This window comes from Paraburkholderia sp. MM5384-R2 (genome assembly GCF_014201025.1).
Taxonomy (GTDB): domain Bacteria; phylum Pseudomonadota; class Gammaproteobacteria; order Burkholderiales; family Burkholderiaceae; genus Paraburkholderia; species Paraburkholderia tuberum.
In genome coordinates this window covers 302503-327958 of the sequence record NZ_JACHDI010000001.1, presented here as the reverse complement: position 1 = coordinate 327958, position 25456 = coordinate 302503, and the positions used below count along the sequence as shown (strand labels likewise).

22 protein-coding genes are annotated in these 25456 nt (G+C 65.8%); 11 read left to right on the top strand and 11 right to left on the bottom strand.

Going from position 1 to position 25456, the window contains the following annotated elements:
- Positions 1 to 2 precede the first annotated feature (2 nt).
- Positions 3 to 4139 (top strand): phosphoribosylformylglycinamidine synthase, encoded by a 4137-nt coding sequence (gene purL / locus HDG37_RS01590; RefSeq protein ID WP_184043799.1) that lies wholly within the window; start codon positions 3 to 5, stop codon positions 4137 to 4139.
- A gap of 167 nt (positions 4140 to 4306) precedes the next feature.
- Here the strand turns inward: purL and HDG37_RS01585 are convergent, their stop codons facing one another.
- From HDG37_RS01585 to HDG37_RS01565, 5 genes are all read right to left on the bottom strand, one after another.
- Positions 4307 to 5086, bottom strand: coding sequence for a peptidylprolyl isomerase (locus HDG37_RS01585; RefSeq protein WP_184043797.1), 780 nt, complete (start codon positions 5084 to 5086; stop codon positions 4307 to 4309).
- A 10-nt stretch (positions 5087 to 5096) separates the two neighbouring features.
- Complete coding sequence (locus HDG37_RS01580) at positions 5097 to 5408, bottom strand: BolA family transcriptional regulator (RefSeq protein ID WP_013089413.1); 312 nt, start codon at positions 5406 to 5408, stop codon at positions 5097 to 5099.
- 1 nt (position 5409) lies between these two features.
- The gene (locus tag HDG37_RS01575) at positions 5410 to 5940 is read right to left on the bottom strand and encodes a septation protein A (RefSeq protein ID WP_085481354.1); all 531 of its coding nucleotides are present in this window, start codon (positions 5938 to 5940) and stop codon (positions 5410 to 5412) included.
- Positions 5941 to 6043: 103 nt separating this feature from the next.
- Positions 6044 to 6466 (bottom strand): peptide-methionine (R)-S-oxide reductase MsrB, encoded by a 423-nt coding sequence (gene msrB, locus HDG37_RS01570; protein ID WP_184043795.1) that lies wholly within the window; start codon positions 6464 to 6466, stop codon positions 6044 to 6046.
- 96 nt (positions 6467 to 6562) lie between these two features.
- Complete coding sequence (locus tag HDG37_RS01565) at positions 6563 to 8119, bottom strand: YdiU family protein (protein WP_184043793.1); 1557 nt, start codon at positions 8117 to 8119, stop codon at positions 6563 to 6565.
- 155 nt (positions 8120 to 8274) lie between these two features.
- On the opposite strand from HDG37_RS01565, the gene HDG37_RS01560 reads away from it, so the two are divergent.
- The 3 genes from HDG37_RS01560 (at position 8275) to HDG37_RS01550 (ending at position 13534) form a co-directional block, all read left to right on the top strand.
- Positions 8275 to 9975 (top strand): 3-(methylthio)propionyl-CoA ligase, encoded by a 1701-nt coding sequence (locus HDG37_RS01560; RefSeq protein WP_184043791.1) that lies wholly within the window; start codon positions 8275 to 8277, stop codon positions 9973 to 9975.
- 142 nt (positions 9976 to 10117) lie between these two features.
- Positions 10118 to 12208 carry a 3-hydroxyacyl-CoA dehydrogenase NAD-binding domain-containing protein gene (locus tag HDG37_RS01555; protein ID WP_184043789.1) on the top strand — a complete coding sequence of 697 codons (2091 nt, stop codon included), beginning with the start codon at positions 10118 to 10120 and terminating at the stop codon, positions 12206 to 12208.
- Between the two features lie 147 nt (positions 12209 to 12355).
- The gene (locus tag HDG37_RS01550) at positions 12356 to 13534 is read left to right on the top strand and encodes an acetyl-CoA C-acyltransferase (protein WP_018418061.1); all 1179 of its coding nucleotides are present in this window, start codon (positions 12356 to 12358) and stop codon (positions 13532 to 13534) included.
- 20 nt (positions 13535 to 13554) lie between these two features.
- Here HDG37_RS01550 and HDG37_RS01545 read toward each other — a convergent pair whose 3' ends face one another.
- Entirely contained in the window at positions 13555 to 14064 is a 510-nt protein-coding gene (locus tag HDG37_RS01545; protein WP_184043787.1) for an LEA type 2 family protein, read from the bottom strand.
- Between the two features lie 69 nt (positions 14065 to 14133).
- Entirely contained in the window at positions 14134 to 14526 is a 393-nt protein-coding gene (locus tag HDG37_RS01540) for a hypothetical protein (RefSeq protein WP_184043785.1), read from the bottom strand.
- Positions 14527 to 14704: 178 nt separating this feature from the next.
- Between HDG37_RS01540 and HDG37_RS01535 the strand changes: the two genes are divergently transcribed.
- The 5 genes from HDG37_RS01535 (at position 14705) to HDG37_RS01515 (ending at position 19760) form a co-directional block, all read left to right on the top strand.
- Complete coding sequence (locus HDG37_RS01535) at positions 14705 to 16210, top strand: PLP-dependent aminotransferase family protein (RefSeq protein ID WP_184043783.1); 1506 nt, start codon at positions 14705 to 14707, stop codon at positions 16208 to 16210.
- Between the two features lie 63 nt (positions 16211 to 16273).
- A complete protein-coding gene (locus HDG37_RS01530; protein WP_184043781.1) occupies positions 16274 to 16759 on the top strand; it encodes a PaaI family thioesterase in 486 nt (161 codons plus the stop codon).
- A gap of 28 nt (positions 16760 to 16787) precedes the next feature.
- On the top strand, positions 16788 to 17786 hold the full coding sequence (locus HDG37_RS01525; RefSeq protein WP_184043779.1) for an NADP-dependent oxidoreductase: 999 nt from the start codon (positions 16788 to 16790) through the stop codon (positions 17784 to 17786).
- A 52-nt stretch (positions 17787 to 17838) separates the two neighbouring features.
- Positions 17839 to 18720 (top strand): SDR family oxidoreductase, encoded by an 882-nt coding sequence (locus HDG37_RS01520; protein ID WP_184043777.1) that lies wholly within the window; start codon positions 17839 to 17841, stop codon positions 18718 to 18720.
- An 80-nt stretch (positions 18721 to 18800) separates the two neighbouring features.
- Entirely contained in the window at positions 18801 to 19760 is a 960-nt protein-coding gene (locus tag HDG37_RS01515; RefSeq protein ID WP_184043775.1) for an alpha/beta hydrolase, read from the top strand.
- A gap of 65 nt (positions 19761 to 19825) precedes the next feature.
- Here HDG37_RS01515 and HDG37_RS01510 read toward each other — a convergent pair whose 3' ends face one another.
- From HDG37_RS01510 to HDG37_RS01495, 4 genes are all read right to left on the bottom strand, one after another.
- A complete protein-coding gene (locus tag HDG37_RS01510) occupies positions 19826 to 20692 on the bottom strand; it encodes an NRDE family protein (RefSeq protein ID WP_184043773.1) in 867 nt (288 codons plus the stop codon).
- 145 nt (positions 20693 to 20837) lie between these two features.
- Positions 20838 to 21905 (bottom strand): folate-binding protein YgfZ, encoded by a 1068-nt coding sequence (locus tag HDG37_RS01505; protein WP_184043771.1) that lies wholly within the window; start codon positions 21903 to 21905, stop codon positions 20838 to 20840.
- Positions 21906 to 22215: 310 nt separating this feature from the next.
- Positions 22216 to 22512 (bottom strand): hypothetical protein, encoded by a 297-nt coding sequence (locus HDG37_RS01500; RefSeq protein WP_090804775.1) that lies wholly within the window; start codon positions 22510 to 22512, stop codon positions 22216 to 22218.
- A gap of 1 nt (position 22513) precedes the next feature.
- A complete protein-coding gene (locus HDG37_RS01495; RefSeq protein WP_184043769.1) occupies positions 22514 to 23260 on the bottom strand; it encodes a hypothetical protein in 747 nt (248 codons plus the stop codon).
- Positions 23261 to 23781: 521 nt separating this feature from the next.
- Here HDG37_RS01495 and mltG point away from each other — a divergent pair.
- Together mltG and tmk are read left to right on the top strand one after the other, a co-directional pair.
- Positions 23782 to 24792: an endolytic transglycosylase MltG gene (gene mltG / locus HDG37_RS01490; protein WP_184043767.1), complete on the top strand. Its 1011-nt coding sequence runs from the start codon at positions 23782 to 23784 to the stop codon at positions 24790 to 24792.
- Complete coding sequence (gene tmk / locus HDG37_RS01485) at positions 24792 to 25412, top strand: dTMP kinase (RefSeq protein ID WP_184043765.1); 621 nt, start codon at positions 24792 to 24794, stop codon at positions 25410 to 25412. The genes mltG and tmk overlap by 1 nt, the downstream gene beginning before the upstream one ends.
- The last annotated feature ends 44 nt before the right edge of the window (positions 25413 to 25456 follow it).

The following is a 25456-nucleotide window of genomic DNA, read 5'->3' as shown; positions in this document are numbered from 1 at the left end:
CCATGGCCCACTTCTCGTGTTTCCCCGGCGCTTCGGCCCTCTCCGATTTCCGTCAAACCCGCCTGCTCGACACGCTCACGCGCATCGACCCGAATATCACCGGCGTGCGCGGGCAGTATCTGCACTTCGTCAATGCCCAGACCGAACTGTCCGCTGAAGACAGCGCGAAGATCGAGGCGCTGATGCACTACGGCAATCCGTTCGAAGAGGGCAACGAGCGTGGCGCGGTCGAGACCTTCCTCGTCGTGCCGCGCTTTGGCACCGTGTCGCCGTGGGCCAGCAAGGCAACCGACATCGCGCATCTGTGCGGGCTCACGCGGGTGCGCCGCATCGAGCGCGGCGTCGAGTACTCGGTGACGCTGAAAAGCGGCCTGCTCGGCGGCAAGAAGACGCTGTCGGACGAAGCGCGCGCGGCCGTCGCCGCCGCGCTGCACGATCGCATGACCGAGAGCGTCGCGCCGTCGCGCGACCACGCGTTGCATCTGTTCGACGAATTGCCGGCCAAGCCGCTGCAAACCGTCGATGTGCTCGCGAGCGGCCGCGCCGCGCTCGAAACCGCCAACGCGGAACTGGGCCTCGCGCTCGCCGACGACGAAATCGACTACCTGGTCGACGCATTCACGAAGCTCGGCCGCAATCCGACCGACGTCGAGCTGATGATGTTCGCGCAGGCCAACAGCGAGCACTGCCGCCACAAGATCTTCAACGCGGACTGGACGATCGACGGCGAGAAGCAGGACATGTCGCTGTTCAACATGATCCGCAACACCGAGAAGCTGAACCCGCAGGGCACGATCGTCGCGTATTCGGACAACTCGGCGATCATGGTCGGCGGCATGGCCGAGCGCTGGTTCCCGCGCACGCCGGCCGACCTCGGCGCGAGCGAATTGCCCGAGCACTATGGCCGCAGCGTCGAGCTCACGCACACGCTGATGAAGGTGGAAACGCACAATCATCCGACCGCGATCTCGCCGTTCCCGGGCGCCGCGACCGGCGCAGGTGGCGAAATCCGCGACGAAGGCGCGACCGGACGCGGCGCGCGTCCGAAGGCGGGCCTCGCGGGCTTCACGGTATCGAACCTCGAACTGCCGGACGGCGTCGAGGCGTGGGAAAACGCCCGCGACACCGCTCAGCCGCTCGCGCAGCGCAATCCGGCCGACCGGCACGAAGCGTACGGCCGCCCCGACCGCATCGCCTCGCCGCTGCAGATCATGATCGACGGCCCGCTCGGCGCCGCCGCGTTCAACAACGAATTCGGCCGGCCGAACCTCGGCGGCTACTTCCGCACCTACGAGCAGAACGTCGCGGGTCTCGTGCGCGGCTATCACAAGCCGATCATGATCGCGGGCGGCATCGGCAATATCTCCGACCAGCACACGCACAAGCACGATCTGCCGGAAGGCTCGCTGCTGATCCAGATCGGCGGCCCGGGCATGCGCATCGGCATGGGCGGCGGCGCCGCGAGCTCGATGGCGACCGGCACCAACACCGCCGAGCTCGACTTCGACTCGGTGCAGCGCGGCAACCCGGAAATCGAGCGACGCGCGCAGGAAGTGATCAACGCGTGCTGGCAGCTCGGCGACAAGAACCCGATCCTCAGTATTCACGACGTCGGCGCGGGCGGTCTGTCGAACGCGTTCCCCGAAGTGGTGGACGGTGCGGGCAAGGGCGCATTGTTCGAACTGCGCAAGATCCAGCTCGAAGAGAGCGGTCTGTCGCCGCGCGAAATCTGGTCGAACGAAGCGCAGGAGCGCTACGTGCTGGCGATCGCGCCGGCCGATCTGCCGGTGTTCGAGGCGATGTGCAAGCGCGAGCGCTGCCCGTTCGCCGTGATCGGCACGGCCACCGCCGAGCGTCAGCTGAAGCTCATTGATTCCGAACTGCAGGAAGGCGCGCACCAGCCAGTCGATATGCCGATGGAAGTGCTGCTCGGCAAGGCGCCGCGTATGCACCGCGACGTAAAGCGTGCCGGGCGCAGGCTCGAACCGGTCGACGTGACCGGCCTCGCGCTGCAGGACGTCGCGCAGAGCGTGCTGCGTCATCCGACGGTCGCGAGCAAGTCGTTCCTGATCACGATCGGCGACCGCTCGGTCGGCGGCACGACCGCGCGCGATCAGATGGTCGGTCCGTGGCAGGTACCGGTGGCCGACGTCGCGATCACGACGATGGATTACGCCGGCTTCAGCGGCGAAGCGATGACGATGTCCGAGCGCACGCCGCTCGCCGTCATCAACGCACCGGCCTCCGGCCGTATGGCCGTCGGCGAGGCGATCACCAACATCGCGGCGGCGCCGATCGCGTCGCTCGACAAACTCAAGCTGTCGGCCAACTGGATGGCCGCGTGCGGCGCGCCTGGCGAAGACGCCGCGCTCTACGACACGGTCAAGGCAATCGGCATGGAACTGTGCCCGGCGCTCGGTATCGGCATTCCGGTCGGCAAGGATTCGCTGTCGATGCGCACCCGCTGGGAAGAGAGCGGCGTCGCGAAGGAAGTGGTCGCGCCGGTGTCGCTGATCATCTCCGCGTTCGCGCCGGTTGAAGACGTCCGCAAGCATCTGACGCCGCAACTGCAGCGCGTGAGCGAAGTCGGCGAGTCGGTGCTGATTGCGATCGATCTCGGCCGCGGCAAGCAGCGTCTGGGCGGCAGCATTCTCGCGCAGGTCACGCAGCAGGTCGGCGACACGGTGCCGGACGTCGACGATCCGGAAGATCTGAAGCGCTTTTTCAACGCGATCCAGGCGCTCAATAGCGACGGCAAGCTGCTCGCGTACCACGACCGCTCGGACGGCGGCCTGTGGGCGACGGTTTGCGAAATGGCGTTCGCGGGTCACGCGGGCGTGTCGCTGAACGTCGACATGCTCGTGCTCGACGCGCACCACGAATCCGATTACGGCGACGCGAAGGACTGGGCGAAGCAGACCAGCGGCCGCCGCGACGACCGCACGCTGCGCGCACTCTTCAACGAAGAGCTCGGCGCCGTCGTGCAAGTGCGCGCGGCCGATCGCGACGCGGTGCTCGCCGCGCTGCGCGAGCATGATCTGTCGGCCTGCTCGCACGTGATCGGCAAGACCAACGAGCGCGACGTGATCGAGATCTATCGCGACGCGAAGAAGCTCTACGAGGCGCCGCGTGCCGAACTGCATCGCACGTGGAGCGAAGTGAGCTGGCGCATCGCGCGTCTGCGCGACAACCCGGCTTGCGCCGACGCCGAATACGACGCGCTGCTCGACGCGGCCGACCCTGGCATCACGCCGGTGCTGAGCTTCGATCCGGCCGACGACGTCGCCGCCCCGTTCGTCCCCCAAGGGGACTTCCTTCGGGGCGCCCCCCAAGGGGACTTCCTTCGGGGCGTCGGCAAGGGCGCGCGTCCGCGCGTCGCGATCCTGCGCGAGCAGGGCGTGAACTCGCATCTGGAGACGGCCTATGCATTCGATCGCGCCGGCTTCGACGCGCACGACGTGCACATGAGCGACCTGCTCGCGGGCCGCGCGAACCTCGCCGATTTCGCGGGTGCGGTCGCGTGCGGCGGCTTCTCGTACGGCGATACGCTGGGCGCCGGCGAAGGCTGGGCCAAGACGATCCGCTTCAACGCGCAACTGGCCGACATGTTCGCCGCGTTCTTCAGTCGTGGCGACACGTTCGCGCTCGGCATCTGCAACGGCTGCCAGATGATGAGCAGCCTCGCGTCGATGATCCCCGGCGCCGAAGCATGGCCGAAGTTCACGCGCAACAAGTCGGAGCAGTTCGAGGCGCGCTTCTCGCTCGTCGAGGTGCAGGCATCGCCGTCGCTCTTTTTCGCCGGCATGGAAGGCTCGCGCATTCCGGTCGCGGTCGCGCACGGCGAAGGCTTTGCGGACTTCTCGCAGCAGGGCGACAAGTCGAAGGTTGCGGTCGCGATGCGCTATGTCGATCACCGTGGTCAGGCGACCGAGCAGTATCCGTTCAACCCGAACGGCTCGCCCGAGGGCATCACGTCGGTCACGACGGCCGACGGCCGCTTCACGGTGCTGATGCCGCACATGGAGCGCGTGCATCGCGCGGTGCAGATGAGCTGGCATCCGCAGGGCTGGGGCGAGATCGGCACGGACGCGAGCCCGTGGCTGCGCGTGTTCCAGAACGCGCGTCGCTGGCTCGGTTGATGAGTCGAGAGGGGCTGCCGCCCGCGTGCGGCGGCTCCTGTTCGCGGCAGCCTCGCACGCCGCCGCTGCAAATCTTGCAGCAACAAAAAAGCCGCCCACGGGCGGCTTTATCGCATTCAGGCTTCAGAGCCAGGCGGACTATCCGAAGACAATCTGCCCGCCGACCCTTACTGAATCTTCGCGTTCTTGCGCAGATTCTCTTCGAACGCCTGCAGCTTTTCCTGCTGGATCTGCTGCACGATCTGCGTGCGCACCTGTTCGAGCGGCGGCGGCGTGACGGCGCGGATGTCGTCGACACGGATGATGTGCCAGCCGAATTGCGTATGCACCGGCGTGTCGGTCATCTGGCCTTTCTGCAGATGCGTGGCCGCGTCCGCGAATTCAGGCACGTAGGCCTTCGGATCCGACCAGTCGAGATCGCCGCCGTTCTTGCCCGATCCCGGGTCCTTCGAGTACTGCTTGGCCAGGGCCTCGAAGCTTGCGCCGGCCTTGATCTTCGCGATCAGGTCCTTCGCCTGTTGCTCGTTGTCGACGAGGATATGGTGCAGGTGATATTCCTTGCCGCCCGCATCCTTGACGAGCGCGTTGTAGCGCGCGGTGATTTCGGCGTCGGTCGGCTGATTGTTCTTTACGAAGTCTTCGATCAGCGCGCGCAGCACGACAGTTTGCTGCGCGACCGCGATTTGCGCCTTGACGTCCGGACGGTTCGGCAGCCCGCGACGCAGCGCTTCCTGCATCAGGATTTCGCGATTCACGAGCTCTTCGCGCACGGCCTGCTGCAGTTGCGGCGTGTCCTGCTGTCCCTGGTGAACCAGTTGCTGGATCAATGCATCGGCGCGCGACTTCGGAATCGGCGTACCGTTCACCACGGCGATGTTCTGTGCGAATGCAGGTGCGGCCGCGAACGCAGCCAGCAATACCCAGTGGCGGGTTTTCTTCAAGGTCATCGAAAGGTTCCTAGCGGGGCAACAAAGCAAATTCTTCGGGCGTATACGCCGTGATGGCAAGGGCATGAATGCCGCGCTGCATGGCATCGGCCAGCGCATCATACACCATGCGATGCCGCGCCACGCGGGGCTTGCCGGCAAACGCGACGGCCACGATCGTGACACTGAAATGACCGCCGGCGGCGGCACCAGCGTGGCCCGCGTGCTGCGCGCTGTCGTCGGTGATGCGGATCGATTCGACGGGCGCGAGCGCGGCCGCGAGGCGCGCCTCGATCAGCGCGGCGCGCTCGGCGGTAGTGGCGTGCATGAACAGGTCGCTCATGTCATTCCTCCTTCATGTACTTCGACAGCCACAGGCTCTGTCCGACGATGAACACGAGCAGGCAGCCGGTCGCGCCGAACAGCTTGAAATTGACCCACTGATCGGTCGTGTAGTGATACGCGACGAACAGGTTCAACAGACCGAGCAGCACGAAAAACACCGCCCAGATCAGGTTCAGCTTGCCCCAGATCGCGTGCGGCAGCGTGATCTGCTTGCCCATCATCGCTTCGATCAGGTTCTTGTTGAAGCCGAGCTGCGACACGATCAGCGCGACGGAAAACGCCCAGTACAGCACGGTCGGCTTCCATTTGATAAAGGTGTCGTTGTGCAGCACGAGCGTCGCGCCGCCAAATACGACGACCACGCCGAGGCTCACCCACAGCATCGGGTCGACCTTGCGGTGGCGGAACGCCACCCACGCGATCTGCACCAGCGTGGCGACGATCGCCACTGCCGTCGCCGTGAAAATGCCCCAGATCTTGAAGGCGACGAAGAACAGGATGATCGGGAACAGATCGAACAGGAATTTCATTATCTGATCGGGAAGTCGGAGAGTGAGTCGAACGTTGAAGCGCGCCCGCCTGGCGTGCAAGGTGCGCGGCGCCGAAGGCGGGCAGGGATGGTGCCGCGCCGCGTTACTTGGGCTCGAATTGTAACGCAGCCGAATTGATGCAGTAACGCAGACCGGTCGGCGCCGGTCCGTCCTCGAAGACGTGGCCCAGATGCGCGCCGCAGTTCTTGCACTGCACCTCGATGCGCAGCATGCCGTGTGAGCGGTCGGTCTTCTCGGCGATCACCTCGCCGTTGATGGGGCGGAAATAGCTCGGCCAGCCGCAGCCGGCGTCGAACTTGGTGTCCGATTCGAACAGCGGCGTGCCGCAGCACACGCAGTCGTAGACGCCGCGTTCCCAGTGATCGTCGTAGCGGCCCGTGAACGGGCGCTCGGTGGCCGCATGGCGCGTCACCTGGTATTCCATATCGGTCAGCTGCTTGCGCCACTCGGCGTCGCTTTTCTGTACGGCTGGGGCGTCATGCTTGAGATCGTCGGGGTTGCTCATGGTCGGGTTCCTGTCTCGGGTTTGTCTCGCGGGTTTGTGCTGGTTCGTGCCGGTTTTCTGGAGGCACGGCCGTGGCGATTCGACCGCGCCGGCGCGTCATGACGAACAGCTCACTTCCAGTGAGTTCGCCCAGTCGGGCGGCAGGCCCGCATACGACGCGTATTCGGGCTGCTCGTCGAACGGGTGACGCAACACGGCCGCGAGCCGTTCCACTTCGGAGAAATCCTTCTCCTTCGCGCGTTGGATCGCCGTTTCCGCCAGATGGTTGCGAAGTACGAATTTGGGGTTCACGCGATTCATTGCAATGGCGCGCGCAACGTCGTCGCGTGACTCTTCGGCGAGCCGCGCGCGATAGTCGTTCGCCCATGCGTCGAAGGCAACGCGATCGAGGAACAGGTCGCGCACCGGCGTGTCGCCGCTCGCATCGTGTTTCGACAGGCGCGCGAGATTGCGGAACGTCAGCGTGAAATCGGCGCGGTTCGCGTGCATCACTTCGAACAGCCGGTTGACCAGCGCGTCGTCGCCGTCGCGCGCCTGTTCGAGGCCGAGCTTCGCGCGCATGCGGTTTTCGAGCGCCGGCGCGAAACGATCCTTGAAGCCGGCGAGCACGTGCTGCGCATCTTCGACCGCCTCGTCGGCGCGCACGCTTTCGTCGTGCTTCTCGCCGAACAACGGCAGCAGTCCCTGCGCGAGGCAGAACAGGTTCCAGTACGCGATTTGCGGCTGCAGCCGGTAGGCGTAGCGGCCCTGCGTATCGGAGTGATTGCAGATGTGGCCGGCATCGAAGCCATCCATGAAACCGAACGGGCCGTAGTCGATCGTCAGGCCCAGGATCGACATGTTGTCGGTATTCATCACGCCGTGACAGAAACCGACCGCCTGCCAGTCGACCATCAGATCCGCGGTGGAGCGCACCGCCTCGGCGAGCAGCGCCAGATACGGATCGTCGGCCTCCTTGCAATGCGGATAGAAGCGCTCGATGACGTGATCGGCGAGCGCGCGCAACGCGTCGACACGATCGTTTGCGTAGAAGTGCTCGAAGTGGCCGAAGCGCACGAAGCTCGGCGCGACGCGCGTGACCACCGCGGCGGTTTCGATCGTCTCGCGCCGCACCGGCTGGTCGGAGCCGATCACGCACAATGCACGCGTGGTCGGAATGCCGAGATGATGCATCGCCTCAGAGCACAGATATTCGCGGATCGACGAGCGCAGCACCGCGCGGCCGTCGCCCATGCGCGAATAGGGCGTGCGGCCCGCGCCTTTGAGCTGCAGTTCGTTGCGCTCGCCGTCGTATTCGAGCTCGCCCAGACCGAGCGCGCGGCCGTCGCCGAGCTGGCCGGCCCACACGCCGAACTGATGCCCCGAGTACACCGACGCATAAGGCAGCGTGTCGGCCGGCCAGTCGCGCGTCGCGTTGCCGCAGAACAGCTCGATAAAGCCCGGATCGCGCTCGATGCCCACGGGCATCCCGAGCCGCGCGGCGGTCTCGGCCGAGAAGCCGACGAGATAGGGTGCGTCGAGCGGCGCGGCGGGCAGGCGCGTGAGGAACGTGCCGCCGAGCCGCGCGAACGCGTTGGCTGGGGGAGTGGCGAGTGTGTTGGAAAGATCCGTGAAAGCTGCGGATAGCCCTGCAAAGCTTGGGGAAAACGACATGTTGAGCGCCTCTGGATTAGCCGATATTGTAAGTCCGCGCCCGCGGCGCTGCTGGGCGGCCGCCCTCATCGTTCGGACCATACTGCTGCGCTCTACGCCGCCACGATCTTGCGCCAACCCATCGACCCACTAACAACCCGAGGAGACCCCGCCTTATGACGCCGCCGCCGCTGCTGGGCCAGATGATGGACGTGCCGCTCACCGTGTCATCGTTGCTCGCGCATGCCGCGCGGCATTTCGGCAGCACCGGGATCGTGTCGCGGCGCATCGAAGGCGACCTGCATCGCTACACCTATCGCGATTGCGAGCAGCGCGCGAAGCAGCTCGCGCAGGCGCTCATCGCGCTCGGTGTCGAACCGGGCGAACGCGTCGCGACGCTCGCGTGGAACGGCTACCGGCATCTCGAAGCGTATTACGGCACCACCGGGTTCGGCGCCGTGTGTCACACGATCAACCCGCGGCTTTTCCCCGACCAGATCGCCTACATCGTCAATCATGCCGACGATGCGTACGTGCTGTTCGACACGACGTTCGCCGCGCTGGTCGACACGCTCGCGCCGCAGTGCCCGCGCGTGCGCGGCTGGATCGCACTATGCGATGAAGCGCATCGGCCGCCGATGCAAACGTCGGTGCTGTGCTACGAAACGCTGATGGACGGGCAGCACGGCCGCTTCGACTGGCCCGCGCTCGACGAGCGCCAGGCGTCGTATCTCTGCTATACGTCGGGCACGACCGGCAATCCGAAAGGCGCGCTGTATAGCCATCGCTCGACGGTGCTGCACGCGTTCGGCGCGGCGTTGCCCGACGCAATGAACCTGTCGGCGCGCGACTCGGTGCTGCCCATCGTGCCGATGTTCCATGTCAACGCATGGGGCCTCGCGCACGCGGGGCCGCTGACCGGCGCGAAGCTCGTGTTCCCCGGCAAGGATCTCGACGGCAAGTCGCTGTACGAACTGATGGAGAGCGAACGCGTCACGTGCTCGGCCGGCGTGCCGACCGTGTGGCTCGGTCTGCTGAACCACCTGCGCGAAACGGGCGCGAGGTTTTCGTCGCTCGAGCGCACGGTGATCGGCGGTTCCGCCTGTCCGCCCTCGATGCTGCGGATACTCGAGGACGACTACGGCGTGCAGGTGATCCATGCATGGGGCATGACGGAGATGTCGCCGCTCGGTACCTTGTCGAAGCTGACCTGGGAACAGAGCCAGCGGCCGCTCGCCGATCAGCGCAAACTGCTCGAAAAGCAGGGTCATGCGATCTACGGCGTCGACATGAAGATCGTCGGCGAGGATGGCCGCGAGCTGCCTTGGGATGGTGTCGCGTTCGGCGATCTGCAGGTGCGCGGGCCGTGGGTCATCGACCGGTATTTCCGCAAGGAAGACTCGCCGCTCATCGACGGCTGGTTCCCGACCGGCGACGTCGCGACGATCGACCCCGACAGCTTCCTGCACATCACCGATCGCTCGAAGGACGTGATCAAGTCGGGCGGCGAATGGATCAGCTCGATCGACGTCGAGAACGTCGCGCTCGCGCATCCGGCGGTCGCGGAAGCCGCGTGCATCGCGTGCGCGCATCCGAAGTGGACCGAGCGCCCGTTGCTCGTCGTCGTCAAACGCGCGGGGCAAGACGTCACCCGCGACGAACTGCTCGCGTACTACGATGGCAAGGTCGCGAAGTGGTGGATCCCCGACGACGTCGTGTTCGTCGACGACCTTCCGCACACGGCGACCGGCAAGCTGCAGAAGCTGAAGCTGCGCGATCTGTTCCGCGACCATGTGCTGCCGTCCGCGCTCGAAGACGGCCGCAACTGTCCGCTGACCCCCGAGTCCCAGGGGAAACCCCACTCTGGAATAAATTGAACGTTCGTTCTTTTTTGGTGTATCGTGCCTGCTGACCCCGGAACCGTCGCTTGAAAAAGTCTGACCATAAGCAGGCTCGATGAACCGGACGGGCGGCGCATCATGCGCCGCCTCAATGCATGGATCGCACGGAGGCACGCAGATGGCAGTGGACTACGTAACTCATGACGGCGTGGCCGTCCTCACGCTGAACAATCCGCCCGTCAACGGGCTCGGTCTGTCGACGCGCGCGGGTATCGTCGAAGGGCTCGAGCGCGCGCAGAACGATCCGGCCATCAAGGCCATCGTGCTGACGGGCGCGGGCAAGGCCTTTTCGGGCGGCGCCGACATCACCGAATTCAATACGGCGAAGGCGACCCAGGAGCCGACGCTCGCGACCGTCATCAAGGCCGTGGAAGGCAGCGCGAAGCCGGTCGTCGCGGCGATCCACAGCGTCGCGATGGGCGGCGGCCTCGAACTTGCCCTCGGCGCGCATTACCGCGTCGCCGCGGCCGGCGCGCAGATCGCGCTGCCCGAAGTGAAGCTCGGCATCCTGCCGGGCGCGGGCGGCACGCAGCGTCTGCCGCGCGCCATCGGTCTGGAAGCGTCGCTGAACATGATCGTGTCGGGCGCGCCGGTGCTCGCGGAAAAGCTCGCCGATTCGGGGCTGTTCGACGAAGTCGTCGCGAATCCCGCCGAACTGGCCGAAGCCGCGCTCGCGTTCGCGCGCAAGGTCGGCGCCGCGGCCGGCCCGCACCCGAAGGTGCGCGAGCGCAAGATCGAACATCCGAATGCGGCCGGTTTCATCCAGTTCGCGCGCAATAGCGTCGCGGCAATCGCGAAGAACTTCCCGGCGCCGCATAAATGCATCGACGCGGTCGAAGCCGGTGTGAAGGACGGCTTCGACAAGGGCCTCGCATTCGAGCGCGAATGCTTCATCGCGCTCGTGCAGACGCCGGAGAGCCGCGCGCTGCGTCACGCGTTCTTCGGTGAGCGGGCGGCGAGCAAGATTCCCGACGTGCCGTCAGATACTTCGGTGCGCGACATCGAGCGGGTGGCCGTGATCGGCGCCGGCACGATGGGCGCCGGCATCGCGATGAACTTCCTCAACGCGGGCATTCCGGTCACGCTGCTGGAAACGAAGCAGGAAGCGCTCGACCGCGGTCTCGCGACGATTCGCAAGAACTACGAGGCGACCGTCAGGAAAGGCAAGCTGAAGCCCGAGGTGATGGAACAGCGCCTCGCGCTGCTGAGCTCGACGCTCTCCTACGACGACCTGAAGCACGCAGACATGATCGTCGAAGCCGTGTTCGAAGAGCTGGGCGTGAAGGAGCAGGTGTTCCGCCGGCTCGATGAAGTCGCGAAGCCCGGTGCGATCCTCGCGTCGAACACGTCGACGCTCGATCTCGACAAGATCGCCGCATTCACGAAACGTCCGCAGGATGTGGTCGGCATGCACTTCTTCAGCCCGGCCAACGTGATGAAGCTGCTCGAAGTCGTGCGTGGCAAGGAGACCGCAAAAGACGTGCTCGCCACCGTGATGAAGCTCGCGAAGAAGATCAGGAAGACCGCGGTGGTGTCGGGCGTGTGCGACGGCTTTATCGGCAACCGGATGATCGAGCAATACGTTCGTCAGGCGCTCTTCATGCTCGAAGAGGGCGCGTTGCCAGCGCAGGTAGACAAGGCCATCGAGAAGTTCGGCTTCGCGATGGGTCCGTTCCGCATGAGCGACCTCGCCGGCAACGACATCGGCTGGGCGATCCGCAAGCGCCGCTATCTCGAACACCCCGACATGCACTACTCGAAGATCGCCGACCGTCTGTGCGAGATAGGCCGCTTCGGCCAGAAGACCGGCGGCGGCTGGTACGACTACAAGGCGGGCGATCGCACCGCATACCCTTCGGGCGTGGTCAACGAAATGATCGGCGAGTACTCGAAGGAAACCAACGCTGAGCGCCGCAAGATCAGCGACGAGGAAATCGTCGAGCGTCTGGTGTTCGCGCTCGTCAACGAAGGCGCGAAGATTCTCGAGGAAGGCATCGCGTCGAAGGCGTCGGATATCGACATGGTCTATCTGACCGGCTACGGCTTCCCGCTGCATCGCGGCGGCCCGATGCTGTACGCGGACACGGTGGGGCTCTACAACGTCGAGCGCGCGATTCGCCGCTATGCGGCGCGGCCGAACGGCGACGCGTGGAAGCTTGCGCCGAGCATCGCGAAACTCGCGGCCGAAGGCCGCGGGTTCAACGGCTGAGCGCGGCCGGCTTCAGCCCACGAATTGAGCGGTGCGGGTTTCCCCAGCATCGCTCGCATCAAACGACAGAGGCGGCGCGGTGATGCGCTTTTGAACGCGCGGCAGTGAGCCGGCGCGCCACTTTTGACACTGCAATTGGAGACATGCATGACTGACGCCGTAATCGTATCCACCGCCCGCACGGGTCTCGCCAAATCGTGGCGCGGCGGTTTCAACATGACGCACGGCGCGACGCTCGGCGGCCACGTGACGCAGGCTGCGGTCGAGCGCGCGAAGCTCGATCCGGCGCGCGTCGAGGACGTGATCATGGGTTGCGCGAATCCGGAAGGCGCGACGGGCGGCAATATCGCGCGGCAGATCGCATTGCGCGCGGGCTTGCCGGTCAGCGTGCCGGGCATGACCGTGAACCGTTTCTGCTCGTCGGGATTGCAGACGATCGCGCTCGCGTCGCAGCGCGTGATCGCCGGCGAGGGCGACGTGTACGTCGCGGGTGGCGTCGAGTCGATCTCGTGCGTGCAGAACGAGATGAACCGCCACATGATGACCGACGGCTGGCTCACCGAGCACAAGCCGGAAATCTACTGGTCGATGCTGCAGACCGCCGAGAACGTCGCGAAGCGCTACTCGATCTCGAAGGAACGCCAGGACGAATACGGCGTGCGCTCGCAGCAACGCGCGGCGGCCGCGCTTGAAGCCGGTAAATTCAAGGACGAAATCGTGCCGTTGACGGTGCTCGCCGGCGTCGCCGACAAGGCGAGCGGCCGTCTCTACACGAAGGAAGTGACCGTCAGCAGCGACGAGGGCATCCGCGCCGACACGACGCTCGAAGGCGTGTCGAAGATCCGCACCGCGCAGCCGGGCGGCGTGATCACCGCGGGCAATGCGAGCCAGTTCTCGGACGGCGCATCCGCTTGCGTCGTGATGAACGCGACGCTGGCCGAACGCGAAGGGCTGCAGCCGCTCGGCATCTTCCGCGGCTTCGCGGTGGCCGGCTGCGAGCCCGACGAGATGGGCATCGGGCCGGTGTTCGCGGTGCCGAAGCTGTTGAAGAAAGCCGGCCTCAAGGTCGAGGACATTGGCCTGTGGGAGCTGAACGAAGCGTTCGCGGTGCAGGTGCTCTATTGCGCCGACCAGCTCGGCATTGCGCACGACCGCCTGAACGTGAACGGCGGCGCGATCGCGGTGGGCCATCCGTACGGCGTGTCGGGAGCGCGGCTCGTCGGCCATGCGCTGATCGAAGGCAAGCGGCGCGGCGTGAAGTTCGTCGTCGTGACGATGTGCATCGGCGGCGGGCAGGGCGCGGCGGGTTTGTTCGAAGTGGTTTGAGCGGGCGTGGGCCGGCGTCATTACCAGCCCGTGTTCGACGACGGCAGGCTCAGCGTCCCCTGATCGGTGAATCGCGTCGTACCGGTCACGCCACCCGCGAGCTTGCCGCGCAGAACGTACGGAACCTGTCCCGACTGCGCGGCGCCGGCTAGCGCAAAGGCTTGACGAACCGCGGCGAAAGCCGGCACGGTCAGCGGCACGGTGACGACGGTTTCACCGAAGCGCGGCACGGTGCCGCTCTGGTCGCTGACGCCGCTGGCGAACGGCTTGCCGTTCAGCTCGAGATCGAGCGACACGCCGTTGAAGCTGACCGCGGAGTCGTTGGGATTCTGCACGCGCAGCTTGACGTTGAAGCGCATCTCCATGCCCTGGCCAGCGATCGGCTCGATGCCCGCCACATTGACGCGCAACGGGTCGGCGCCGAACAGGCCCGCGCAGCCAGCGAGTGTCAGCGTGACAGCGACGCCGGCGGCGAACAGGCGCCACACCCGTGAGACCAGGCCCGGCTGCAGCGCGCGAAAGAATGACATGACCTGCACCTCGAACGAAGCGGGTTGGTCATGCATTGTAACGGGCCACGTGGCGCGCGCAGCGACGTTTCAGGCGGCGCGCCGCCACCGTGTGCGCATGACGCAAGCGAGACGCTGAGCGGCTTGCAGAATGAAACCGCGCGCGCTGTGTTCAGCGCGTGCAGGCAGCACGATGAACGCGGCGCGATCGGCCTGCGTCGCGCGGATCGACACGACGCCACGTTGCGAGGTCACAAACCGCTCGCCTTCGTGCAACGTGAGCGACGTGAGCGGGGCGTCGTTGCCGAGCCAGGCCAGCGAATGATCGCGGAAGACGAGTTGCAATGCACCTTCGACCGCGATGATCGAACTGCGCGCGCGCAAGTCGTGCAGGGCCATCTGACCGGCGGCAAGACGCGACGCCGCGGTGCAATCCACTTCTGCACCGGGTAACAAGCGATCGTGGTATGGACGCACAGGCATGACCGATTCCTTTAAACCGTCTTCGTGTCACACAGCTTAGGGAATCCGTCCGCATGAAAACAGGCGCAGCTGTCGACAATCTGAACCGGTACAGTGATGCGTTTCGTCACGCTGTATCGGTCCGAATCACGTCGATGTGTATCTGTCGCGGCGCGCGGACTATCCGCACCATCGGTTCATGAGCGAACCCGTCTTCACACCGCAAGGTCCCTCGACGGACCGGCCTGCCGAGCGCCAGCCGCTTTACCGGCTACTGGCCGACCAATATCGCCGCGCGATCGGCAACGGCGCGCTGCGCCCGGGCGACCGCATGCCGTCGATGCGCGCGTTCATGCAGCGCCACGGCGTGAGCCTCGCGACGGCGACCGAGAGCTATCGCGAACTGGAACGCGCCGCGCTGATCGACGCCCGGCCGCGCGCCGGCTATTTCGTGCGCGTGCCGCCGACGGCTGCGTTGCCCTGCGCCGCCGAGCCCGATCTCGCGATGCAGCCCGGCGCCGCCGCGCAGTTCGTCGGCATTCACTCGGAGATTTCGGCGCTCGTGTCGAAACTTCAGCGCTATCCGCACGCGCTGAATCTCGGCGGCGCGACCGCGTCGCCCGATCTCTATCCGACCGATGCGTTGCAAAAGGCCGCGGTGCGCGCGTTGCGCCGGCGGCCCACCTTGCTGACCGCCGTCGGGCCCGATCAGGGTGATCCGGCGTTGCGCGCGATCATCGCCCGGCGCGCGCTCGAGGCCGGCAGCCAGATCGGCGCGGACGACATCATCATGACGCACGGCGGCGTCGAAGCGATGAACCTCGCGTTGCGCGCGGTGACGCAGCCGGGCGACACGGTCGCGGTCGAATCGCCGTGCTTCTTCGGTTTGCTCCAGGCGCTCGAAAGTCTCGGTCTGCGCGCGCTCGAAATTCCGACCAGCCCGAGCACCGGCCTCGCGATCGAGGCGCTGGCGTTCGCGCTGCACACGCATCCCGACATCAAGGCGGTCGTGGTGGTGCCGAACCTGCAAAACCCGCTCGGCAGCGTGATGCCCGACGCGCACAAGGCGAGCCTCGTCGAACTGTGCGCGCGCGCCGGCATCGCGCTGATCGAGGACGATCCCTACCGCGAGCTCGTCGATGCCGCGCAGCCGCCCCGCTCGCTGAAGGCCTGGGACACCGATGGCACCGTGATCCATTGCACATCGCTCAACAAGACGCTGGCGCCTGGCATGCGCGTCGGCTGGATCAACGGCGGCCGGTGGCATCCGCGCATCGGCATGCTGAAGTTCGCGCAGTCGCGCCACAACGAGCAGTTGTCGCAAGTCGTGCTCGCCGGGTTCCTGGAGACGAGCGCGTACGAGCGCCATTTGCGGCGATTGCGCGAGAGCTTGCAGCTGCGGCGCGAGCGGATGGCCGCGGCGGTGGCGGCATCGTTTCCCGACGGCACGCGGTTCACGCCGCCGCGCGGCGGGATGTTTTTCTGGATCGAATTGCCGCGTCACGTATCTTCGTCGGCTTTATTCGACGCCGCGTTGCATGACGGTATTCGCATCATGCCGGGCACGGTATTTTCGAACGCCGGGCGTTTCGATCACTTCATTCGGCTCAGCTGTCCGAGTGCGGATCTGGATCTGACCGACGAAGCGGTGCGCAGACTAGGGCGCCTCGCGGCACGGATGGCAGCTCATGCGCCAATGCGATAGCGGGTATCATTTCCCGCCGAAGGCTCGACACGCGCCGTCGCTACGAAATCTGATATCTGAGCTATGACCGATCCATCCACCTCATCCAGAACGGGCCATGCATCGTTGCCCGAAAGTCCCTTCGTCGACCGTCTCGGCGCACAGTTGTTGTCGGCCGCCGACGGCGTCAGCGAAGTCGTGCTGCCGTTGCAACGCGATCATATGAACACGTGGGACGTCGCGCATGGCGGCGTCACGATGACGCTCGCCGACGTCGCGCTCGCGATGGCCGCGCGCAGTCTCGCCGGCGACGGCGTCGGCGTCGTCACCGTCGAGATGAAGGTCAACTTCATGCAGCCGGGACGCGGCGAGTTGCGCGCGACCGGCCGCGTGCTGCATCGCTCGACGACGATGGCCTATTGCGAAGGCGAGATCCGCGACAGCGAAGGCCACTTCGTCGCGAAAGCGCTCGGCACCTTCAAATACATGCGCCGCCTCGCGGTGGGCCGCGACGTCACGCGGCAGCGTCTGCGCAGCGACCCGGCGGCGAAGCCCGGTCCGAGCGACTGAGCACCCAACAACCCAAGGAGACGACCGCATGGCCCAGATCAATCGCCAATTGCTGCTGGTTTCGCGCCCCCAAGGCGAAGCCACGCCCGATAACTTCAAGCTCGTCGAAACGCCGCTCGCGCCGCTCGCCGACGGCGAAGTACGGGTGCGCAACCACTATCTGTCGCTCGATCCGTATATGCGCGGACGCATGAACGACAGCAAGTCATACGCGGCGCCGCAGCCGCTGAACGAAGTGATGATCGGCGGCACGGTCGGCGAGGTCGTCGAGACGAGGAATCCGAAGTTCGCGGTCGGCGACAAGGTCGTCGCGATGTTCGGCTGGCAGGAGTACGGCACCTCCAATGGCACGGGCATGCAGAAGGTCGACGACACGCATGTGCCGCTGTCGGCGTATCTCGGGCCGGTCGGCATGCCGGGCGTCACCGCATGGTACGGGCTGAACCGCATCATCGCGCCGAAGGCCGGCGAGACGGTGGTCGTCAGCGCGGCGAGCGGCGCGGTGGGCAGCGTGGTCGGCCAGCTCGCGAAGGCGGCGGGCGCGCGCGCGGTCGGCATCGCGGGCGGCGCGGACAAGTGCCGCTATGTGGTCGAGACGCTCGGCTTCGACGCGTGCGTCGACTACAAGGCCGGTAACCTGTACCAGGACCTGAAGGCCGTCACGCCCGACGGTGTCGACGGCTACTTCGAGAACGTCGGCGGCGACGGGCTCGACGCGACCCTCGCGCGCATGAACGCGTTCGGGCGCATCGCATTGTGCGGCTTCATCGCGGGCTATGACGGCCAGCCGCTGCCGCTCAAGCATCCGTCGCTGATGCTGACGCAGCGGCTGCTCGTGCAGGGCTTCATCGTCAGCGAACACATGGACGTGTGGCCCGAGGCGCTCAAGCAGCTCGGCACGCTCGTCGCGCAAAAGAAGCTGCACTATCGCGAGACGATCGCGCAAGGGCTCGAAGCCGCGCCCGAAGCATTCATCGGCTTGCTGAAGGGCCGTAACTTGGGCAAGCAACTGGTCAAGCTGATCTGAGCGCGACGTCATCATGCAACGGTAAGCCGCCGCTCAACCAGGGAGTCACAGAATGTTCGAATTCGCGGGCAAGGTGGCGGTGATCACCGGCGCGGGCAGCGGCTTTGGCCGCGCATTCGCGCACAAGGGCGCGGCGCTCGGCATGAAGCTCGTACTCGCGGACGTCAACGCCGACCAGCTCGCGCAAACCGTCGACGCCTTGCGCGAAACCGGCGCCGAGGCGATCGGCGTGCCGACCGACGTATCGAACGCCGCGCAGGTCGAGGCGCTCGCGCAGGCGGCGCTCGCCGCGTTCGGCAAGGTCCACGTGCTGTTCAACAACGCGGGCGTCGGCACCGGCGGCTTCCTGTGGGAAAGCTCGGCGAACGACTGGTCGTGGGTGTTCGGCGTCAACGTGATGGGTGTCGCGCACGGCGTACGCGTGTTCGCGCCGATCATGCTCGCGCAGAAGGAGCCCGCGCATATCGTCAATACGGCGTCGGTGGCGGGGCTGCTGGCGCCGCCGGCAATGGGCATCTACAACGCGTCCAAGCATGCGGTGGTGGCGCTGACCGAGACGCTGTATCACGACCTGAAGCTCGCGCAGGCCGGCACGGGCGGCGAGGTCGGCTGTTCGCTGCTGTGTCCCGCCTTCGTGCCGACCGGCATCGCGGAGGCCGAGCGCGCGCGTCCCGACGAGTTGCGCAACGCGGACCGGCCGACGCGCTCGCAGATCGCGGCCGGCAAGCAGTTGCAGCGCGCGGTGCAGTCGGGCAAGCTCACCGCCGACGATGTCGCCGACATCGCGTTCGAGGCGATCGCCGCGCGGCGTTTCTATATCATCACGCATCCGGGCATCATGGCGACCGTGAAGCTGCGTCACGAGGACATCGAGCAGTTGCGCGAGCCGTCCGATCCGATGTCGCTGAAGCCCGAGGTGAAGAATGCGCAGTAGCGGCCGGTGCGCCGGCTCCTGACAATCATTGGCGCACTGCGCGCCGCCCGATGCGCGACGCGCACCACGTTGCCGAAACCATGCCGCTGAATCCCACGATCGAGCAGGTGCTCGACATGATCGCGCGGGCCAAACGCCCGCAGTACCACCAGATGAGCGCACAAGCGGCGCGCGCGTCGTACGAGAAAAGCGCGCCGATCCTCGAGATCGCGAGCGCGCCGATGTTCTCCGTCGAAGATCTGCGCGTGCCGACGCGCGACGGCGCGACGATCCGCGCGCGCCTCTACTGCCCGGTCGAGCCGGGTTGGGCCGAGCCGCTGCCGGCGTTCGTGTACTACCACGGCGGCGGCTTTACGGTTGGCAGCGTCGATACGCACGATGCGCTGTGCCGGATGTTCGCGCGCGACGGCCAGTGCGCGGTGCTGTCGGTCGATTACCGGCTCGCGCCCGAGCACAAGTTTCCGACCGCTGTCGACGATGCCTTCGACGCCCTCAACTGGCTACACGCGCACGCGGCCGAATTCGGCATCGACGGCACGCGGCTCGCGGCGGGCGGCGATAGCGCGGGCGGCACGCTCGCGACGGTGTGCGCGGTGCTCGCGCGCGACGCCGGCCTCGCGCTCGCGCTGCAATTGCTGATTTATCCGGGCACGACCGGCCATCAGCAGACCGACTCGCACTCGCGCCTCGCCGACGGCTTCCTGCTGTCGGGCGACACGATCCAGTGGTTCTTCGAGCACTACGTGCGAGATGGCGGCGATCGCGACGACTGGCGTTTCGCGCCGCTCGACGGCGAGCGCGGTGCGCCGGATTTTCGCGGCGTCGCGCCCGCGTGGATCGCGACCGCCGAATACGACCCGCTCAGCGACGAGGGCGATGCGTATGCGGAGAAACTCCGTGCGCTCGGCAATCCGGTCACGCTCAAACGCTACGCCGGCATGATTCACGAGTTCTTCAAGATGGGCGGCTTCGTGCCCGAAGTCGCGCAGGCGCACGCGGACGCCGCGGCGGCGTTGCGCGCGGCATTCGGCATCGGGTGAGGGCGGTGCTCGCGACGCGATGAGCGGCCGGCGGCGAATGCGCCGGCCAGGCGGTGCTCAAACGATCACGCCACGCTCATCCGGTCGCGCTCGACATTGAACGCGAAGCTGCGCTCGAAATCGCCGGGCCGCACGATCCGGTGCGAGCCGTTGTCGTCGCTGCGCTCGGCGACCGCGACGCCGATCACGTCGCCATAGGCGGCGACGCGCAGCGCGGTGGTGCTGCGCGTGCCATAGTCCGGCGATTCGATGAACGCCGCCGACAGCACGCGTTCGCGTTCGAGCGGAATACCGGTCGACGGCAATTCGTCGTCGCGCGCGAGCCGCGGATCGCGCATCAGATCGATCAGGCGTTCGAGCGGCTGCATTGGATCGCGCGCGAGCAGCGTGGCGAGCTCGCCGCGCTTTTTGACCAGCTTCGGCCACGCGCTATCGAGCACCGCGTTCGAGATGCCGTGCGTGCCCGGCGCGAGCAGCGCGGGACCGCTGTTTGCGTCGACGGCGCCGCGATTGCAGTACCACGCGAGCTCGCGACGCGTCCAGTCGCCGACCAGCAGATTGAAGCCGTTGTAGATGTCGCCGGATTGCGCGACGTGCCGCAGATACGCGAGGGGCGTCTGGTGCGGATTGCCGTCGGCGTCGCGCGCGGCGCTCGTGAGCCAGTCGCTGACGAGCGTGCCGCGGGTCGGCGCATCGGCGCGCATTTCGCCCGGCGCGCGGTAATTGGTCAGCGCGGCGAAGCGGCCGTCGCGCGACAACCCGAGCCACGTGCCGCCGCCCACGAGGTCGCGGCCCCCCAGCACCTCCGGCGCGTCGCGCCACCAGCCGATCGGCTCGGCGGTGCGGCGGAAGAACTCGTCGCGATTCGCGGCGAGCGTGAACAGCGGACCATCGAGCGCATCAGGTCGCCAGTCGAAAACGATCAGGCACATCGGGGAGCATCTCCCGTTCAGAGCATGGGGCGGCCGCCTGATGCAGCGACGCAGGCGGCAAACGAAAGCGGCAAAAAACAGACGAGAATAAAGTAGTCAATAAAAAACGGCGCCCGATTGCGCCGCCTTTTACCCTCTCCAACGATCAGACTTCGGCCGGCAGCCCGTAGGGCAGCGTCAGGAAGCGCAGCGCCGGGCCGTCGGCCGCGCCGACATGTACGCTGCCGCTGTCGAGCGCCGTGAGCTTGGTCTCGACCAGCAGATCGACGCCGCCGCCTTGCGCCGATGCCGCGTTGACGATCATCCCGCACGGCTGGCCCGGATCGTCCGAGTGGAACAGCTCGGTGCCGGGCCGCACCGTGTCCAGCTCGCCGGCGACGTTGGCGATCGACGTGCGCCGCTTGATTGTGCCGCGATACTGGCTGCGCGCGACCACTTCCTGACCCGGATAGCAGCCCTTGCGGAAATTGACCGCGCCGAGCACGTCGAAGTTGACCATCTGCGGCACGAACTGCTCGACGACCGGCTGCGTGATGCGCGGCTCGCCCGCGCGGATGTCGAGCCAGTCCCACACGGCCGGCGACACGCGCTTTAGCCTGCCGTCGAGCGACGGCAGCAGCGCTTCGATCTGCGCTTTCGGGCCGATCCACAGATAGCGCAGCCGCGCCAACGCATCGGGCACGCGGATCAGCGTGCCCGCTGTGCCGTCGACCTGCACGTGCACACCGTCGGGCAGCGCGTCGAACACGCCGGACAGCGCGCCGCGCACGTCGCCCGCGAGGCCGACCGCCGCGAGCTCGCCGCTCGCGTCGGCGAGCCTGGCCTTTGCGCGCAGCACGAACATCGACAACCGCTTTTGCACCGCGGCCTGCAGGTCTTTCGATACCAGCAGGCGGATCGTATCGCCGCTGCGCCAGCTGAGGAGCGACGCGAGCAGCCGGCCCTTGGCCGAGCAGTAGCCGGCGAGGCGCGCGTTCGCGGCGTCGAGATGCTGGACGTCGTTGGTCAACTGGGCGTGCAGGAAGCTCGCCGCGTCGTCGCCGGTCGTGTCGATCACGCCGAACTGCGGTAGCGGCATGTACGCGCCATGCTCGAGCACGGCGGTGAATTCTTCGGCCGACGGGCGCGGCAGGATGGGCAGGGCGGCGGGCGCCGCCGCGGCGGAAGTGAGACCGGAAGCGTTACCTGAGGCGTTCACGAGCGGTGTGTTCATGGATTCCGGGAACAGTCAATTCTGACTTTGGCTAAGGCAAACAGTCATTATATTCAGTCCAGCCCTGTCGCGTTTCGCAAGTCCCTGGCGAATGAAGGCTTTCCGAGAGCCTTGCGCAGCAGGGGATTGCACGTTATCACCCTCCGGCTGTGCCCATGTTGTGAGCATGTTGGCGTGTTCTGCCAGAGGGTCCGGCGCAAGATGGGCGGGCACCCGACGTGCCGGATCTGCTGTCCGCTGCCGCGGTCACAGACGAGCCGCCGCCGGGGAGGCTGCGGCGGGGCCACTGAGTAAGGCGGACGAGCCACTGTCATTCCGTGGGCGGCTTGGCCGGTGCCCAGTCCATCGGCTGCTCAGTCGTGATTTTCAGCCGTTCGCGCAATTCGGGATGCGCGATTGCCTGAATCAGAATCGCCATTCCTCCAAGCTTCCGAGCGTCTTCGTCTGTCACTGGCAACATTGAATTTTCCGGAGCATCCGGTGGGATAGTGATTGCCAGCGCTCGATCAATCGCCGCTTGCACGTGAACCCGTGAAACTGTGCACATCTTTAATTGCTGAGTATCGGCGTCATAAAAAATGACGCTAGCCCGATCCGGTTTAGTCATCTCAATATCCCCTGCATGCCTGGAATTTATCGAATGCTCGCTGTGTGCAGAGCGCATAGGTGCGTGGATCTTGATACATTGCTCGGGCCACCTGACACTGCTCCATGTCTGAATGGTAGTCCGCGAAACACTCAGCCTCATCCATCTCACTGACGCCACGCGCGGCCAGTTCCTGCACATCGCCGAACTGCGGATCCTCGGTGTACTCAAACGGCCGCGCATCGCCGAGCGGCGTCGATACTGGCGTGGCGATGGTTCCATCTGGCAAGACGTCGCCGGGGCGGGCGTACCAGATCGCGAGGCCATCGTCCGCGGCCAGCCGCGGCAGTTTGGGGCGCTCGAATGAGCGCGCGGCACGCACCAAGGGCAGCGCCCTCCGGAATAGCTGCGACGGCGTAACGGTTGGATAGTACGGCCGGATCTGCTGTTGGACAGGCGCGCCGCGTCCGCGTGAGGCGCGCAGCTTCGGCTCGACTGCAATCACATCGCCACGCTCAAGGGCGGCCCGTAGCGCCTGGGCGAGTTGATCCGGTGCAGCCCCGCTCGCATACGCGCCGCCGCGCACATTGCGCATGAACTCGACGAGCCGCGGTAGCTGGCGCGTGTCATGCGTAAGCTCCCATGCGCTTGCCGAGGCAATGAGCTTCCGGCCGGCTCGCGCTTCGTCGCTAAATGCGTTGCCGCGATATTCCTGCCGCGTGTGGAGCGTGCAGCCCCAGTCGGTTCCGACTTTGAAGTCGATCGCCATGCGCCCCTCTGTAACGTCAAATCAGCCGGCATACCTATGGCCGGGACCCGATCATGCGTTCCGAAAGAATGAATTCCGATGCGAACCCTATTGTTGTTGTCGTACCGCCTTGGCGACCACAAGAATTTTCAGAGCGGAACGGGGCGTGGAGTCTCCCAATTGCCGCAGCTCGTGCTCGGGTCTTTCGCGGCGGCGTGCAGGTCGCCCCTGAACCATCGTTTGAAACTGTCAACAACGGCCAAAAGCGGCAGGGAGCCGAAAAGGCGTTTGGTCGGGAATTGTCGAACCTTTGAAACTCTGACCTATGTTGTGACAGCGTACGACTCGAGTAGCATCAGCCCGACGCCGGCGGATTTCATATTGTTGTTTCCGGCCGTGACCATCTGGTGCCCGCATCTATACAATACAGGTCGCAAAAGGCCGAAAGGGCTGCAAAACGGCACAGTCTCAATGTTGACCGACGCAAGACTTTCCCGTTAAAAATCAGTTCGTTGCCATCTAAACGCTAATTCTTTCCTGTCGTGTCCCTTCTGAAGAAATGTTTCGTCGCCGGCGCGCTCGTCGTTGTGCTGGCCGCGGCGGCCATCGCCGCTGGATACTACTGGGCTACCCGCCCGCTCGAATTGACCCCGGCGCAACTCGACGTCACCGTCAAGCCGCACAGCAGCCTGCGCAGCGTCGCGCTGCAGCTCAATCGCGGCGGCGTGCCGGTCGAGCCCGAGCTGTTCATCGCGATGACGCGGTTGCTCGGGCTGCAAAGCGAGCTGAAGTCCGGCAATTACGAGTTCAAGAGCGGTGCCACGCCCTACGAGGTGCTGCAGAAAATCGCGCGCGGCGACGTCAACGAATATGTGGCGACGGTCATCGAAGGCTGGACCTTCAAACATATGCGCGCTGAACTCGACGCCAATCCTGCGCTGAAGCACGACACGCTCGGCATGAGCGACGCCGATCTGATGAGCGCGATCGGCGCGCCCGAGGCGTCGATCGGCAACGGCGAAGGGCTGTTTTTCCCGGATACCTACCTGTTCGACAAGGGCACCAGCGACCTCGACATCTATCGCCGCGCTTACCGTCTGATGCGCGTGCGTCTCGACGAGGCGTGGCTCTCGCGCGCGCCGAACCTGCCGTACAAGTCCCCGTACGACGCGCTGACGATGGCGTCGATCGTCGAAAAGGAAACCGGCAAGGCGTCCGACCGGGCGCTCGTCGCCGCGGTGTTCGCCAACCGTCTGCGCGCCGGCATGCCGCTACAGACCGACCCGAGCGTGATCTACGGAATGGGCGACAGCTACGCCGGCCACATCAGGAAGAAAGACCTGCAGACCGACACTCCATACAATACCTACACGCGGATGGGCCTACCGCCGACGCCGATCTCGCTGCCGAGCGTCGCGTCGCTGCAGGCGGCGATGAACCCGGCGCAAAGCAACGCGCTGTACTTCGTGTCGCGCGGCGACGGCAGCAGCATCTTTTCTGACACCCTCGGCGAACACAACAAGGCCGTGGACAAATACATTCGAGGGCAATGATGGCGCGCGGCAAATTCATTACGTTTGAAGGCATCGACGGCGCGGGCAAGACCACCCATCTGGGCTGGTTCCGCGAACGGCTCGAGGCGAAGCTCGCGCCGAGCGGCCGCTCGGTCGTGATGACACGCGAGCCGGGCGGCACGCCGCTCGGTGAGCAGATCCGCGATATCGTGCTGCATCAGAAGATGGATCTCGAAACCGAGGCGCTGCTGATGTTCGCGCTGCGCCGTCAGCATCTGGCCGAGGTGATCGAGCCGGCGCTCGCGCGCGGCGATTGGGTGCTGTCCGACCGTTTTACCGATGCCACTTTCGCCTACCAGGGCGGCGGCCGCGGCTTGCCGCGCGACAAGTTGGAGGCGCTCGAGCGCTGGGTGCAGGGCGGTTTCCAGCCGGATTTGACCGTGCTGTTCGATTTGCCGCCCGCCGTCGCCAACGAGCGGCGCAGCGCGGTGCGCAATCCGGATCGTTTCGAGAGCGAGTCGGCGGCGTTTTTCGAGCGCACGCGCGCCGAATACATGCGCCGCGCCGAAGAAGCGCCATATCGATTCGCTATCATCGACTCTTCGCAGAGCATCGTGCGAATTCAGAAGCAGCTTGAGGAGTTGATTGCAACCCTCTGATTCGAAATAGATATAAACACTTCTTATAATCTCGTGCGAAGTTC

What these genes read in the sequence shown, in the direction of transcription:
- purL (WP_184043799.1), top strand. Translation starts at nt 3, where the DNA reads ATGGCCCACTTCTCGTGTTTCCCCGGCGCTTCGGCCCTCTCCGATTTC.
- HDG37_RS01585 (WP_184043797.1), bottom strand. Translation starts at nt 5,086, where the DNA reads ATGACCTTGAAGAAAACCCGCCACTGGGTATTGCTGGCTGCGTTCGCG.
- HDG37_RS01580 (WP_013089413.1), bottom strand. Translation starts at nt 5,408, where the DNA reads ATGAGCGACCTGTTCATGCACGCCACTACCGCCGAGCGCGCCGCGCTG.
- HDG37_RS01575 (WP_085481354.1), bottom strand. Translation starts at nt 5,940, where the DNA reads ATGAAATTCCTGTTCGATCTGTTCCCGATCATCCTGTTCTTCGTCGCC.
- msrB (WP_184043795.1), bottom strand. Translation starts at nt 6,466, where the DNA reads ATGAGCAACCCCGACGATCTCAAGCATGACGCCCCAGCCGTACAGAAA.
- HDG37_RS01565 (WP_184043793.1), bottom strand. Translation starts at nt 8,119, where the DNA reads ATGTCGTTTTCCCCAAGCTTTGCAGGGCTATCCGCAGCTTTCACGGAT.
- HDG37_RS01560 (WP_184043791.1), top strand. Translation starts at nt 8,275, where the DNA reads ATGACGCCGCCGCCGCTGCTGGGCCAGATGATGGACGTGCCGCTCACC.
- HDG37_RS01555 (WP_184043789.1), top strand. Translation starts at nt 10,118, where the DNA reads ATGGCAGTGGACTACGTAACTCATGACGGCGTGGCCGTCCTCACGCTG.
- HDG37_RS01550 (WP_018418061.1), top strand. Translation starts at nt 12,356, where the DNA reads ATGACTGACGCCGTAATCGTATCCACCGCCCGCACGGGTCTCGCCAAA.
- HDG37_RS01545 (WP_184043787.1), bottom strand. Translation starts at nt 14,064, where the DNA reads ATGTCATTCTTTCGCGCGCTGCAGCCGGGCCTGGTCTCACGGGTGTGG.
- HDG37_RS01540 (WP_184043785.1), bottom strand. Translation starts at nt 14,526, where the DNA reads ATGCCTGTGCGTCCATACCACGATCGCTTGTTACCCGGTGCAGAAGTG.
- HDG37_RS01535 (WP_184043783.1), top strand. Translation starts at nt 14,705, where the DNA reads ATGAGCGAACCCGTCTTCACACCGCAAGGTCCCTCGACGGACCGGCCT.
- HDG37_RS01530 (WP_184043781.1), top strand. Translation starts at nt 16,274, where the DNA reads ATGACCGATCCATCCACCTCATCCAGAACGGGCCATGCATCGTTGCCC.
- HDG37_RS01525 (WP_184043779.1), top strand. Translation starts at nt 16,788, where the DNA reads ATGGCCCAGATCAATCGCCAATTGCTGCTGGTTTCGCGCCCCCAAGGC.
- HDG37_RS01520 (WP_184043777.1), top strand. Translation starts at nt 17,839, where the DNA reads ATGTTCGAATTCGCGGGCAAGGTGGCGGTGATCACCGGCGCGGGCAGC.
- HDG37_RS01515 (WP_184043775.1), top strand. Translation starts at nt 18,801, where the DNA reads ATGCCGCTGAATCCCACGATCGAGCAGGTGCTCGACATGATCGCGCGG.
- HDG37_RS01510 (WP_184043773.1), bottom strand. Translation starts at nt 20,692, where the DNA reads ATGTGCCTGATCGTTTTCGACTGGCGACCTGATGCGCTCGATGGTCCG.
- HDG37_RS01505 (WP_184043771.1), bottom strand. Translation starts at nt 21,905, where the DNA reads ATGAACACACCGCTCGTGAACGCCTCAGGTAACGCTTCCGGTCTCACT.
- HDG37_RS01500 (WP_090804775.1), bottom strand. Translation starts at nt 22,512, where the DNA reads ATGACTAAACCGGATCGGGCTAGCGTCATTTTTTATGACGCCGATACT.
- HDG37_RS01495 (WP_184043769.1), bottom strand. Translation starts at nt 23,260, where the DNA reads ATGGCGATCGACTTCAAAGTCGGAACCGACTGGGGCTGCACGCTCCAC.
- tmk (WP_184043765.1), top strand. Translation starts at nt 24,792, where the DNA reads ATGGCGCGCGGCAAATTCATTACGTTTGAAGGCATCGACGGCGCGGGC.